This is a genomic window from Saccharothrix sp. BKS2 (assembly GCF_047689505.1).
GTDB lineage: Bacteria > Actinomycetota > Actinomycetes > Mycobacteriales > Pseudonocardiaceae > Actinosynnema > Actinosynnema lopnurensis.
Genome location: NZ_JAUQOL010000012.1, coordinates 125,601 through 139,404 on the forward strand (window position 1 = coordinate 125,601; position 13,804 = coordinate 139,404).

The 13,804-nt window shown below is 74.8% G+C and carries 8 protein-coding genes; 5 read left to right on the forward strand and 3 right to left on the reverse strand.

All coding sequences use genetic code 11. The annotated features are described in order from the left end of the window. Positions 1-63: 63 nt before the first annotated feature. Positions 64-978 carry an IniB N-terminal domain-containing protein gene (locus tag Q5530_RS25330; protein WP_415365248.1) on the reverse strand — a complete coding sequence of 305 codons (915 nt, stop codon included), beginning with the start codon at positions 976-978 and terminating at the stop codon, positions 64-66. Positions 979-1,221: 243 nt separating this feature from the next. Here Q5530_RS25330 and Q5530_RS25335 point away from each other — a divergent pair, with 243 nt between their 5' ends. The 4 genes from Q5530_RS25335 to Q5530_RS25350 all read left to right on the forward strand — a co-directional run bounded on the left by Q5530_RS25335 (position 1,222) and on the right by Q5530_RS25350 (position 7,241). Further along, positions 1,222-2,478: an Hsp70 family protein gene (locus Q5530_RS25335; protein WP_415365249.1), complete on the forward strand. Its 1,257-nt coding sequence runs from the start codon at positions 1,222-1,224 to the stop codon at positions 2,476-2,478. 8 nt (positions 2,479-2,486) lie between these two features. After that, on the forward strand, positions 2,487-4,880 hold the full coding sequence (locus tag Q5530_RS25340) for a LuxR C-terminal-related transcriptional regulator (protein ID WP_415365445.1): 2,394 nt from the start codon (positions 2,487-2,489) through the stop codon (positions 4,878-4,880). Between the two features lie 257 nt (positions 4,881-5,137). After that, on the forward strand, positions 5,138-5,713 hold the full coding sequence (locus Q5530_RS25345) for a TetR/AcrR family transcriptional regulator (RefSeq protein WP_415365251.1): 576 nt from the start codon (positions 5,138-5,140) through the stop codon (positions 5,711-5,713). Between the two features lie 4 nt (positions 5,714-5,717). Next, entirely contained in the window at positions 5,718-7,241 is a 1,524-nt protein-coding gene (locus tag Q5530_RS25350; RefSeq protein ID WP_415365252.1) for a carboxylesterase/lipase family protein, read from the forward strand. Between the two features lie 46 nt (positions 7,242-7,287). Here the strand turns inward: Q5530_RS25350 and Q5530_RS25355 are convergent, their stop codons facing one another. Then, entirely contained in the window at positions 7,288-7,779 is a 492-nt protein-coding gene (locus Q5530_RS25355; protein WP_415365253.1) for a DUF2165 domain-containing protein, read from the reverse strand. A gap of 360 nt (positions 7,780-8,139) precedes the next feature. Here Q5530_RS25355 and Q5530_RS25360 point away from each other — a divergent pair, with 360 nt between their 5' ends. Then, entirely contained in the window at positions 8,140-9,345 is a 1,206-nt protein-coding gene (locus Q5530_RS25360; RefSeq protein ID WP_415365254.1) for an IS110 family transposase, read from the forward strand. Between the two features lie 195 nt (positions 9,346-9,540). Here Q5530_RS25360 and Q5530_RS25365 read toward each other — a convergent pair whose 3' ends face one another. Then, positions 9,541-13,602: an AAA family ATPase gene (locus Q5530_RS25365; protein ID WP_415365255.1), complete on the reverse strand. Its 4,062-nt coding sequence runs from the start codon at positions 13,600-13,602 to the stop codon at positions 9,541-9,543. Positions 13,603-13,804 lie beyond the last annotated feature (202 nt).

The window sequence follows — 13,804 nt, forward strand, 5'->3', positions numbered from 1 at the left end:
GGGGGAAAGCGAGAGCCGGTCCCGTTGGTCGGACGGGACCGGCTCTCCGGCAGTGGATCAGTCTCAGAAGAGCAGGTCGTCCACCCCGAGGGAGCCGACGACCGGGAGGTCGACGTCGCTCACCGCGTCGGTGACGTTGCTCACGACACCGCCGACGCCGACGGTGTGCGCGGTGCTCGCGACCGTCTCGGTCACGGTCACCAGGGGCGCGTCGGTGTCGAAGGAGTGGTGCTGCCCGGCCACGTGCGCCTCGATGTCGAGGTCGACGACCTTGGTCACGCCGCCGAGGTCGCCGAGGTCGCCGGGCAGGGTGCTGGTGAGGCCACCGGTCACGCCGTCGACCACGCCGGTCAGCGTGTCGAGGGAACCGAACGCGGTGCTGGTCAGGCTCCCCGCGTCCGGCAACGCGCCGGTGACCCCACCCGCGATGGCGCCGTCCAGGGAGCCGGTCGCCGTGGCGGTCAGGTCGTGCACCTGACCCGTGGCGGTGTGCAGCGTGCCGTCCAGGGTGGCCGTCACGTCGTTCACCGCGGAGAAGTCGCCCCCGACCGTCAGCTTCGCCGCGGCCGACGCGTCGAGGAGGTCCCAGCTGGACACGCCGCCGAACACGGTCAGGCCGCCGGCGTCCGCGCTCAGGGTGCCCGCCACGGCGGCCTTGAGGTCGGACGCGCCGGTCGCGCCGGACACCGCGATCTGGTCGGTGACGACCTTCAGGCGGAAGATCGCCGCCGCGGTGCCGGCGTCGGCGAGGTCCAGCGGCAGGTCGTCGAGCAGCGAGCCGTCGAGGGCGGGCAGGCTCCCGGTCGGCACGTAGTCGAGGACCAGGGGGATGACCTCCTGCACGTCAGCGGCGCTGATGTCGCCCAGACCGGCCCGCGCCAGGGAACCCGCGGCGTCGGCCTGGAAGTCGGCCAGCGCGGTCGGGTCGCTGAGCAGGTCGAGGACGAAGTCGTGCAGCGTGTTGGGGCTGGTGCCCATGGTGGATTTCTCCTGGTCAGATAGGACGCGGTGAGCCGACCTGGCAGGGGTGGGGTCGGTGTGGTGACCAACGTATCGCCGGGGGATCGAGCGGCCATCGGGGATTACTCCCTGTAGATCCCGCATCCACTATGGGGTGGTATTCGTTCACTCCCTAGGGGATTAGGGGATGGCCTTGTGACCTACCCGTGACCCGTGTAGGGAGAGCCGTACTTCGATCGGGCGAGTGAAGGAGGCGTCGCGTTGCCGTACGTCCTCGGGGTCGACGTGGGCACCACGCGCACCGCGGCGGCCGTGTGCCGGCTGGGCGGCGGCGGACGCGGCGAGCCCGAGCCCGTCGGCCTGGGCGGCCCCGGCGGCGGGGTGGCGACGACGGTGCAGCTCACCGCGGACGGCACGGTCCTCGTCGGCGAGCCCGGCGACCCCGCGTGGACGGCGACCGGGTTCGCCCGGCGGATCGGGGACCCGGTGCCGCTGGTGCTGGGCCACGAGCGGTGCACGCCCGAGGAGCTGACCGCGCTGCTGGTCAAGTGGGTCGTCAACCAGGTCGCCGCCCGCGAGGGCGAGCACCCGGCGCACGTCGTCGTCACCCACCCGCCCGGCTGGGGCGGGCACGCCAAGGGGCTGCTGCACCGGGCGCTGCGGACCGCCGGCGTCGAGGCGTCCCTGGTGCCCGAACCGGTCGCGGCGGCCGAGAACCACGCGTTCAACCGGCCGTTCACCGGCACCCTCGGGGTGTTCGGCCTGGGCAGCCACGCGTTCTCCTCGGCCGTCGTCGGGAGCGGGTTCGAGCTGGTCGCCGCCGTCGAGGGCGTCGACCAGGACGCGGGCGCCGACTTCGACGACGCGGTGTTCGCGCACGTCCGCGCCTGCCTCGGGCGGGAGCTGGCCGAACCGGACGCCGAGGACCCGAGGGCCCGCGCGCTGTTCGCGCGGCTGCGGCGCGACTGCGAGGCCGCCAAGCGGCTGCTCTCGGGCACCGCGGAGACCTCGATCCCGGTGCACCTGCCGTCCGGGCGGGTGGACGTGCCGCTGACCAGGGCCCGGTTCGAGGAGCTGGTCCGGCCGGCGGTCGAGCACGCCGCCGCGCTGCACGCGCGCCTCGCCACCGGCGTGGGGACGACCGTGCTGGTCGGCGGCAGCGCCCGCATCCCGCTGGTCGCCGCGTCGCTGCCCGGCCCGGTGCTGGTGGAGGCCGCGCCGGAGACCTCGGTGGTCAAGGGCGCGGCGCTCGCGGCCCGCCGGCTGGTCGTCGGGCCCGGGGCGGAACCCGAGCCCATCGAGACCTCCGTGATGCTGCGCGACGACGACCCGCTGCTGCGCTTCCCCGTCGGCGGCGCCGACCCGGCCGACGTCGAGTTCACCCCGCCGCCGCCCCGGCCGCCCGTCGACATCCCCCCGCTGGAGCTGCCCGAGCGGCGCTCGGTGAAGCGCGTCGTGCGCGGCCTCGCCCCGATCGGCGGCCACCGCCGCACCCGCAACCACGAGGACGGTCGTTGAACCAGGCCATGATGTCGCCACCGGTGCTGTCCGGGCAGGTCAAGGGGGTGCTGGAGGAGATCGCGTCCGGCGTCGCCGTGCGGCTCGGCGTCGTCGCCCCCGGCGGGTACGGCAAGAGCGCGGTGCTGCGGGAGTTCGCGCGGGCGTTCGAGGACGCGGGTGTGGAGGCGGTCGTCGTGGACGACGCGCACCTGCTGCCCGAAGGCGAGCTGCTGGAGCTGCGCGCCGCGGTCGAGCGGGGCGACCGGCCGGTCGTCGTGGCCCACCGGCCGTGGCCGAGGCCGCGGGCGCTGGCGGCGCTGGCCGAGTCGCTGGGGCGGGTCCGGCCCGCGCTGATGCCCGAACCGCTCACGCGCGACGAGGTGCGGGCCGTGCTGCCCGCGCCCGCGCGGGGGCTGGCGGAGTTCGTGCACCGGCAGACCGGCGGCGTGCCGAGGTTCGTGGCGCGGCTGTCCGGGCTCACCGCGCCCGAGGTGCCCGCCGAGGTGATCGCCTCGTTCCGGGCGGACCTGGACTGGCTCGAACCGGACGTGCGGAAGTTCCTGCTGGCCGCCGAGGCCGGGGCCGCGCTGCGGCTGGACCTGCTCGGCGGGCTGCTCGGCCTGGACGGCGACGCGGTCGGCGACGTCATCGAGGCGGCCCGCGCCACCGGCCTGCTCGGGTCCGACGGGGCGCTGCTGCCGATCGCGCGCGCCGCCGTGGCCGCGCTGAGCCGGACCGACCGGCGCATCGCCGTGCGGCAGCGGCTGGCCGAGCTGCAACTGCGCTCCGGCGGCCCGGTGCTGGAGCTGGTGCGCCCCCTGGTCGGCGTCGCCGGCCCGGAGATGGCGGAGGCGTTCCAGGCGGCGGCGGTCGAGGCGCTGCCGTCCGACCCGGCGCTGGCGGCCCGGCTGCTGGCCGCCGTGGGCACTCCCACCGCCGAGATCGCTGTGCGGCGGGCGGTGGCCTCGGCCATGGCCGGCGACCTCGACGCGGCGCTGCGGCTGGCCGACCAGGTGATCGCCGGCGGTTCGGCGCACCGGGGCGCGGCCGCCGAGGTGGCCGCCATCGCGCTGGCGCACCGGGGGCAGCTGGCCCGCAGCACCGAGCTGCACCGGTGGTCCCCGAGCGCCACCTCCGGCGCGTTCGCGGTGATCGGGCAGGTCGGCACGGGGAGGCTGCCGTCCGCCGCGCTGCCGCCCGCCCCGCCGACGATGCTCGACGGCGCGGCCTCGCTGATGGCGCAGGGGGTGGTGGAGTCGGTCACCGGGCCGGCCACCTCGGCGCTGTCCACCCTGGTGCGCGCGACCGGGCTGCTGGAGCCGGCCGGGCGGTCGGTGCTGCTGCCGGACACGCCCGCCGCGCTGGCCGCGCTGGTGGCGCTGCACGGCGGTGAGCTGCCGGTGGCGGAGTCGGTGCTGGACCGGGCGGTGGCGACGTCGCTGGGCGGGGCGCTGATGGTCGTGCGGCACCGGTTGTTGCGGGCGTGGGCCGCGATGCTGCGCGGGAACCTCGGCTCGGCGCGCGAGGCGCTGCTGGCGCTGCGCCGGGCCGGGCGGCCGCTGGAGGCGCGGGACTGGCTGTTCGCGGTGGCGCTGGAGGTCGGGATCGCGCGGCGCGACAGCGACCTGGCGACGTTGAAGCGCACCTGGGAGCAGGCGTGCGAGGCCGTGCTGCGGCACCCGGTCGACCTGTTCGCGTTCCTGCCGCTGGGCGAGTTCGCGGCGGCGGCGGCGCGGCTGCGCGACCAGCACCGGCTGGCCCACCACCTGGGCGCGGCGCGGAACCTGTTGCGGGAGTTGGGTGATCCGCCGCTGTGGGCGGTGCCGCTGCACTGGAGCGCGCTGCACGCGGCGATCATCGCGGAGGAGACGTCGGTGGCCGAGGAGCACGCGGCGTCACTGGCGGCGTGCGCGTCGCGGAGCCGGTACGCGGCGGTGGTGTCGGCGGCGGCGGAGAGCTGGCTGGACGTGCTGGCGGGCAAGGTCGACGCGGACCGGGTCGAGGGGGCGGCGCGGGGGTTGCACGCGGTGGGGCAGTGGTGGGACGCGTCGCGGTTGGCGGGGCAGGCGGCGATCCGGACGTCCGACCGGCAGGCGATGGTGCGGCTGCTGGACTGCGCGCGGTTGTTGCAGGGGCGGGTCGCGGGGTCCGGTGGTGGTGCGGGAGCCGGTGCGGGGACGGGGGCCGGGTCGGGGCGCAAGCAGTCGGAACCGGTGGCCGAGTCGGACGCGGGCAAGCTCAGCGACCGGGAGCGCGAGGTGGCGGAGCTGGTCGTGGGCGGGTTGACGTACAAGCAGGTGGGCGACCGGCTGTTCATCTCGGCGAAGACGGTCGAGCACCACGTGGCGCGGATGAGGCAGCGGCTCGGGTGCGGGAGCCGGGCGGAACTGCTGGAACAACTCCGCCAGATCGTCGGCTGACGGGCTGCCCGCCACTCCCCGCGGGCCCGCCCCCGCCGCGGGCCCGCCACCCCACCGCCGGCCCGCCACCCATCCCCCCGCCGGTCACCTGGTCGGTTGATCACCCTAAAGTGATCTTGTGCCATTCGAACAACCGTTCGAACATGGAGTCATGCGAACTCCACCCGGCCTCCACCCCGCCACCTCCCACCTGCCGATCCTCGCCTCCGCGCCTTCCTCGTCCCCCTCGCTTTGCTCAAGCGTGCTAAATTTTGCTCATGCGAGCAAAGTCGCTGACCGAGCGGGCCCGCCGAGCGCAGATCGTGGACGCGGCGATCGCCACGCTGGCCGAGCTGGGCTACGGGGCGACGTCGTTCAAGCAGATCGCCGCCCGCGCCCGCCTCAGCAGCACGGGCCTGATCTCGTACCACTTCAAGGGCAAGCAGGAGCTGGTCGACGAGGTCTACGCCGAGGTGCGCCGCCGGTTCACCGCGTTCGTGCTGGACCGGATGGACCGGTCGGGCACCGCGCTGGGCGAGCTGGAGGCGTTCCTCCGGGCCAACCTGCGGTTCATGGCGGCGCACCGGGCCGACACGGTGGCGCTGCTCCAGGTCCGGCCGCACGTCTCCGCCGCGGACAACGCCGACGACGACCACCGCAAGATGGCCGACCTCCTCCGGGAGGGCCGGTCGGCGGGGGAGTTCCGGGAGTTCGACGCGGACGCGATGGCGATCTTCGTCCTGGCCCTGCGCAACGGGGTGCTCGCCCGGGCGGCCGATCACGCGGAGGTCGACCTCGACCTCTGTGAACGCGAGCTGATCACCCTGGTGGGGCTCGCCGTGACGAGGGGGTAGGCACATGCGTCGGGGGACGTTGGTCCTGACCGCCGCACTGCTGGCGACGGCGTGCGGCGGCGACGGGGGAGCGCGAGCGGGAGGCGATGTGGTGCGGGCCGACGTGGTGCGGGTCGAGACCGGGGAGGTCCGGGGCACCGCCCACGCCGACCGCGTGGTCTTCCAGGGCATCCCGTACGCCGCGCCGCCGGAGGGGGAGCTCCGGTGGCGGGCGCCGGGGCTCCCGCTGCCCTGGGGCGGGGTCCGGGACGCGACCAGGCCGGGCAACCCGTGCCCGCAGGTGGGATCGTCCTATTCGGACACCGCGGCGACGGACGAGGACTGCCTGTTCCTCAACGTCACCACCCCGGGCACCGAGGGCCGCCGGCCGGTCCTGGTGTGGGTGCACGGTGACGGCGCGGTCGGCGCGGGCCACCACTTCGACGCCCGCGCCTTGGCGACCCGGGGCGATGTGGTGGTGGTGACGCTGAACTACCGGCTCGGCGTGTTCGGCGGCTTCGGGCTGCCGGGCCTGGAGGGCTCGGGCACGTTCGGCCTCCAGGACCAGCGGGCCGCGCTGGAGTGGGTGCGGCGCAACGCCGGGAGCTTCGGCGGGGACCCGGGCAACGTCACGCTGTTCGGCGTCTCCTACGGTGCCACCTCGATCGCGGCGCACCTGGTCTCGCCGAAGTCGCGGGGCCTGTTCGACAAGGCCGTGATGCACAGCGGTTTCGCGCTGGCCGACCTGCCCGCCGAGACCTGGTACCCGGAGCTGCCCGCGCTGCCGTGGCTGGGCTGGCGCGACACCGCCGAGGTCCGGGCCGCCGGGCAGGTCGTGGCCGGGGAACTGGGCTGCGCGGACATCGCCTGCCTGCGCGGGTTGCCCGCGGCCCGGGTGGTCGGGCACCCGATGGTGATGAACATCTTCCAGCCCTACGGCTACGGCAACCCCGACCTGCCCGTGGTGCCCGCCGAGGCGCTGGAGGCCGGCGGGTTCGCGCGGGTCCCGGTGCTGACGGGCACCACGCGGGACGAGCACCGCGGCATCGTGGCGACCTTCCGCGGCGAGGTCGGGGCCGAGGACTACCCGCGGCTGCTCGCGCTCGCCTTCGGCGACCGGGCCGCCGAGGTGGAGCGGGAGTACCCGCTCCACGCGTTCGACGACGCGACCCGGGCGTGGGCGACCGTGCTCACGGACCGGGTGTGGGCGAGACCGGCGTTCCGGCAGCACCGGCTGCTGGCCGCGCACACGCCGACGTTCGCGTTCGAGTTCGCCGACCCGGCCGCCTCGGAACTGGGCGCGAGCCACAGCACGGACATCGGGTACCTGTTCCCGGACGAGGAGTTGACCGGTGGTCAACGCGAACTGTCGGAGGTGATGATCGGGTACTGGTCCAACTTCGCCCGCACCGGCGACCCGAACGGCGACGGCCTGCCGGCGTGGCCCGGCTTCGCCGAGGGCGAGCACGTGCAGTCGCTCGCGCCGGGCGCGATCACCGGCGTGGACTTCCGGGCGGCGCACCGGCTCGACTTCTGGGAGGACGAGTAGGCGGACCGGGCGGGCTCCCACCCGGGCCGGGCGGACCGGGACGGGGTCAGTCGCGCCGGCTCGCGTGCAGCAGGACCAGGCCGATGCCCGCGATGACGAAGTTCTGGAAGGCGGGCGTCAGCCCGTTCCACTCCTTGGACTGCCACATGGCGAACCACTCGCCGCCGATGGCGATGAACCCGGCGCCGAACAGCAGCGCCTGCATGACCCAACCGGTGGACGACAGCCGCCGCGCCAGGTCCTCCCGGCGCCGCAGCCAGGACACCAGGGCCGCGATCAGCACCAGGGCGGTCACCGCTTCCCACAGGATGATCAGCACGTAGGCGATGGTCACCAGGGTCGGGTTGGTGATGGCGCGCCACGAGGTGTTGGGCGAGCCGAACGTGGTGTCCATCGCGAGCACGTGCCGCACGAACGCGTGGTTGGTCTCGTAGTCGGTGATGTTGCCGAACACCACGAGGGCCATGTAGAGCGCGGTGACGCCGGTCAGCGCCGCGATCGCGGTCTGCGGGCTCCCCACCTGGGCGAGAAAACGCATGTAGCGCAACATAGCCACAATCCGCCGGAAGTCCACGGAGTTGTCGGCGGACTACCCACCCGCCACCAGCCACCTGCTGCCCGCTACCGCCCGCACCCCCCGCTGGCAGCCCGCTCACCGCCCGCCACCCCCCGTTACCTTTTTCGTAGCTCCTGATCAGGGAGTTGTGGTCGCCGGGTCCGGCATGACTTGCGCCCCCAGTCGAAGGCATGATCCGGGGGGTGGTGTCACCGGACCCGGTGGCATCGCCGGACCGCTGATAGGGACACGGCCGCCCGCCGGGCAGGTCTCGTCGTAACGTGGGTGCCGGCCTGCGATGCCCACCCCGCGACCACCCGCGACGAACGAACGGCACGACCGATGACCAGCGATTACCAGGTGTTCCTCGGCCTGGATGTGGGCAAGGGCGAACACCACGCCGTCGGCCTGGACCCCGAAGGGAAGCGGCTGCACGACGGACCGCTGCCCAACAGCGAACCGAGGCTGCGGGCGCTGTTCGACAAGCTCGCCGGGCACGGGCCGCTGCTGGTGGTGGTCGACCAGCCCGCCACGATCGGCGCGTTGCCGGTCGCGGTGGCCCGCGCCGCCGGCCACACGGTGGCCTACCTGCCGGGCCTGGCCATGCGCCGCATCGCCGACCTCTACCCCGGCCGCGCGAAGACCGACGCCCGGGACGCCTTCGTCATCGCCGACGCGGCCCGCTCGCTGCCGCACACGCTGCGGCCGGTCGACGTCGGCGACGACGCCCTGGCCGAACTCGACGTGCTGGTCGGATTCGACGACGACCTGGCGGGCGAGGCCACCCGGATCGCCAACCGCATCCGCGGCCTGCTCACCGGCGTCCATCCCGCACTCGAACGCGCCATCGGCCCCAGGATCAGCCACCCGGCGGTGCTGGAGATCCTCTCCCGCTGCGGCGGGCCCACCGGCATCGCCAAAGCCGGCCGCCGCAAGCTCACCGCGATCGCCACCGCCCACGCGCCCCGCCTGGGCGACAAACTCGTCACCGCGATCCTGGCCGCGCTGGACGAGCAAAGCGTCGTCGTCCCCGGCACCACCGCGGCGGACACGGTGCTGCCCCGCCTGGCCGACAGCCTGAAAACCGTTCTGCTGCAACGCAAACAGGTCGCCGCCGAGGTCGAGGGGATACTCGATGCGCACCCTCTTGCCGGGGTCCTGACCTCGATGCCCGGCATCGGGGTCAGGACCGCAGCCCGCATCCTGCCGGAGATCGGAGACGCCACGGGGTTCAAGTCCTCCGGGCACCTGGCCGCCTATGCCGGCATCGCCCCGGTCACCCGCAGCTCCGGCAGCAGCATCAAGGGCGAGCACCCGGCCCGCACCGGCAACCGCAAACTCAAACGGGCGTTCTTCCCCGCCGCGTTCGCCGCCCTCTCCGACCCGACCAGCCGCGCCTACTACCAGCGCAAACGCGACCAAGGCAAGAAACACAACGCCGCCCTGATCTGCCTGGCCCGCCGCCGCTGCGACGTCCTGTTCGCCATGCTCCGCACCAACACCCACTACCGACACCCCGAAGTCGTCCCCACCCCGATCGCTGCTTGACAACCACATAGGGACACCCCCGCAGTCAGCCGTCCGGAAACCGGCCCGCCGGTCATCTGCCACCTGCCACTCGCCGCCTGCCCTACCCTCGCCCGAGCCCGGTCCTCCCCGTCCCCCGAGCCCTGCCCCCACCCGCCGGCGGGACGCCACTCCGCACCCCAGCGCGAGCCGACCACCCCCGATCCCGCGAGAACATCACGAGCAGGGCGGCTCGTACTCCAACTGCGGCAGGTGCTCGCGCCACAGCTCCTCGGTCAGCGTCCCCTCGGTCTTGGCGCAGATCCGCTGGATCACGTGGTCCAGCGAGAGGTCCCACAACCGCACCGTGCCGTCCGTGCTGGCGGACGCGATCGTGGTGGCCCGACCCGGACCGAACGCGATGCCGCGCAGCGGACCCTCGTGCCCGCCCAGCACGTCCCCGAGCGACGAGGGCCGCTGGGGGTTGCGCACGTCCCACAGCCGGATCGTGCGGTCCTCGCCCCCACCGGCCAGGTACTGCCCGTCGGCGCTGAAGTCGACCGTGACCGCGCCCTCGACGTGCCCGGTGAGCGGCACGCCGATCGGCTTGACCCGGTTCGGCGCGCCCAGGTCCCACAGCCTGATGGTCTTGTCGTCGCTGGCGGTGGCCAGCACCTTCCCGTCCGGGCTGACGTCGCCCGCGCGCACCGCCCCGCTGTGCCCGCGCAGCGGCTGCCCGATCGGCTGGGCGGCGTCCGGGTCGGTGACGTTCCACAGCCGCACGGTCTGGTCCGCGCCGCCGGTGACGAGCGTCCGGCCGTCCCGGGTGAACCCGGCGTAGTAGACGTAGCCCTCGTGGCCGACGAGCGGGTCCCCGAGGCGTTCGGGGTGCTCGCGGTCGCTGATGTCCCACAGCTGCACGGACTCGTCGTCGTGCCCGGTCACCAGCACCTCCCCGTCCGGGCGCAGCGCCACCGGCGAGCTGTACCGGGTGCCGACCTCGATCGGGCCGCCCAGCGGCCGGGGCCGGTCGGGGTCGGTGAGGTCCCACAGCCTCACGACCTTGTCGCTCGCGCTGACCAGCGTCCGCCCGTCGTCGCTCAGCGCCAGCGCCCACACGGCCGCGCCGTGCCGGACGGCGGCGGTGGCGCGCGGCGAGCCCGGCTCCCGGACGTCCCACACCCGGATCACCTCGTCCTCGGCGGCCGTCACCAGCCGCCGGCCGTCCGGGGTGAACCGGGGGTCGGTGGTGCCGGCGGAGTGCCCGACCAGCACCCCTCCCGGCATCGACCACAGCCGCACGGCCGAGTCGTGGCTGCCGGTGGCCAGCGTGCGGCCGTCGGGGCTGAAGCCGACCGCGTACACGGTGCCGTTGCGGCCCGTCAGGGGCGGGCCCAGGGAGCGCGGGCGGGCCGGGTCGGTGATGTTCCACAGCCGCGTGGTGCCGTCGGCGCCGGAGGAGGCCAGCACCCGGCCGCCGGGGGCGAAGCCGACCGACCACACGCCGCCGGTGTGGCCGGGCAGCGGGCGCCCGAGCGGGGCCGGGGCGGTCGGGTCGGTCACGTCGAACAGCCGCACGGTCCAGTCCTCGCTGCCCGCCGCCAGCACCCGGCCGTCGGGGCTGAACGCGACGGAGTGCACGTCGTCGTCGAACCCGGTGATCCGCGTGCCGAGCAGCCGGGGCGCGGTGCGGTCCCGCACGTCGAACAGCGCGATCGCGTCGTCGTCGCCCGCGGTGGCCAGGAGGGTCCCGTCGGGGCTGAACGCGACCGAGCGCACCTGCCCGGTGTGCGCGCGCAGCGGCTCGCCCAGCCGCTCGGGGCGCGCCGGGTCGGTCACGTCCCACAGCTGCGCGGTGTGGTCGGCGTTGGCGGTGACCAGCGTCCTGGAGTCCGGGGTGAACGCCAGCAGGTAGATGGTGTCGTGGTCGCGGCCCAGCGGCTGGCCGAGGGAGCGCGGCCGGGTCGGGTCGCTGACGTCCCACAGCAGCAGGGTGCGGTCGTTGCCGGCGGTGGCGAGGGTCTTGCCGTCCGGGCTGAACACGGCCGACGACACCCAGCTGCGGTGCCCCAGCAGCGGCGAGCCGAGCGGCCGGGGGTGGTCGGGGTCGCGCAGGTCCCACAGCCGCACGGTCTGGTCGTAGCTGGCCGTGGCGAGCGTCCTGCCGTCGGGGGAGAACGACGTCAGGTACACCGGGCCGGTGTGCCCGGTGAGCACCGTGGCCAGCGGCGCGGTCTGCGTGGACAGCAGGCGGGTGCGCACCTCGGCGTCGTCCGGGCGCATCCGGTGGGCGGCCAGGTCGAACAGCGCCGACAGCGACGGGTCGCTCTCCTCCAACCGGTCGGCCTCGGCCACGACCTGCCGGAACACCGCGTCGTCGCGCTGCCGCACGGCCACCACGGCGGCGGTGGCGGCGATGAGCGCGAGCACGACGACGAACGCGACCGCCGCGCGCACCGCCCACGCGGCCCGCCTGCGGTGCTGCGTGGACACGGCGAGGAAGTCCCGGGCGGTGCCGGTGAGCCCGCCGGGTCCGGCGGCGCCCGCCCAGTGCCGGGCGGTCTCCAACCGCGCGCCCCGGTAGAGCAGGGACGAGTCGCGGTCCTGCGCCGCCCACGCCGCCGCGTCCTCCTCCAGCCGCTGCCGCAGCAGCTGGCCCTCGCGGTCCTGGTCGATCCAGCCGCGCAGCCGCGGCCACGCCTGGAGCAGCGCCTCGTGGGTGAGCTCCACCGAGCCCGCGTCGAGGGTGACCAGGCGGGCGCGGGCCAGCGTCTCCAGCGCCTGCTCGCCCGCGGTCCGGTTGGCGGTCTGCTCGACCAGCTCGTGCCGGGTGGAGCGGCGGCGCGTGTCCTGGGTGTCCTCGCCGACGCGGACCAGGCGCAGCAGCAGCGGCCGGGCGGCCTGCTGGGCCTCGGGCGCCAGGTCGGCCCACGCGCGTTCGGCGGTGGCCGCGACCGCGCCCTGGATGCCGCCCGCCGACCGGTAGCCCGCGATGGTCAGCTTGCCCGCCTGCCGCCGCTGCCAGGTGGCCAGCAGGGCGTGGGAGAGCAGCGGCAGCGCGCCCGCGTCGTAGGCGTCCTGGCGGGTGCGCGACGGCGACCGGTTGCTGCGCACGCCCAGGTCGCGCAGCATCAGCTCGACCAGGCCCGGCTCCAGTTGCAGCCCCGCCGCCCTCGCCGGCCGCGACACCGCCTCGCGCAGCTCGGCCGAGGTCATCGGCCCCAGCACCATCTGCCGGTCCTGGAGCGCGTCGGCCAGCTCCGGGAACGCCAGGCATCGGCCGTAGAAGTCGGCCCGCACCCCCACCAGCACCAGCGCGGCCGGCTCGCCGCCGGGGACCGCGGGCGTGCTCGCCACGTGCAGCGCCTGCACGAACACCCGCACCCGGTTCTCGTCCCGCGTGAGCGTGAACGCCTCCTCGAACTGGTCGACCACCACCACGACCCGGTCGCCGCCGTGCCGCGCGGCGTACGCGGCGAACGCGGCCCGGATCTGCCCGGCGAACCGCATCACCCCCAGCAGCGTCTGCCCCAGGAACGTGTCCGGGGCCGGTCCGCCCGCCCCCGGGCCCCGCTCCACCCGGTCCGGGCCGAGCGCCAGGGCCAGCACGTCGGCCAGTTCCGGGACCTGCCGGACGAGTTCCCCGATCGGGTCCGCGCCGGGCGTGACGACCACCGCGGGCCATTTACCGGAACCGTCCACGGCCAACTCGCCCGCGCGCACGGCCGGAATGACGCCCGCGCGCACCAGTGACGATTTCCCGGCGCCCGAAGCGCCGACCAGCATCACGATTCCGCCGGATTCCGCGGCGTTGCCCAACCGCGACACCAATGCGGCGGTGCTGCGTTCCCGGCCGAAGAACCAACTCGAATCCTCGGACTGGAACGCGGCCAGTCCCCGGTAGGGGCACACGCCGATCTCGTCGGAGCTGGGCGGCTCCTCGTCCTCGGTCGGCGACGCCGGGCTGGCCAGCGCCTCCTCCCACAGCGCCCGCCACGCGTCGAGGTCGTACAGGTCGGGCGCGGGCGGCTGCGGGCGGATCTTGCGCGCCTCCCCGATGAGGATCTCCAGGACTACCGAGAGTGCCGAGAACCGCGCCGGCACGTTGCGCCCGCGACGCCAGTCGCTGACCCGCTGGGCGCTCGCCCGGACCGGCCTGCCCCGCTCGTCGGTGCGCCTGGCCCGGCCCACCGACTCGGTCACCCGCTTCAGCGGCGGGTCACCCGCCTCGGCGTAGAGCAGGGCGAACCGCTCCGCGAACAGGGCCCGGGGACCCGAACCCCGGCCGGAAGCAGTCATCCGCGGCGAGCCTCCTCGGGCCGTTCTTCCGGACCGGAAAACCGGTGTGAGCGCGTGAACAGGTCTTTTGTGGGCCGGTGGAGCAGCAGGCGGTCCACCCTAACCAGTTCCGGTGCCAAGCTGGCCCGGACGTTGCCGGTGACGTCACGGATGTGGTGCGGAGGTACCGGTCGAAGTGGTTCTGCAGGCAACCGACGCCCCT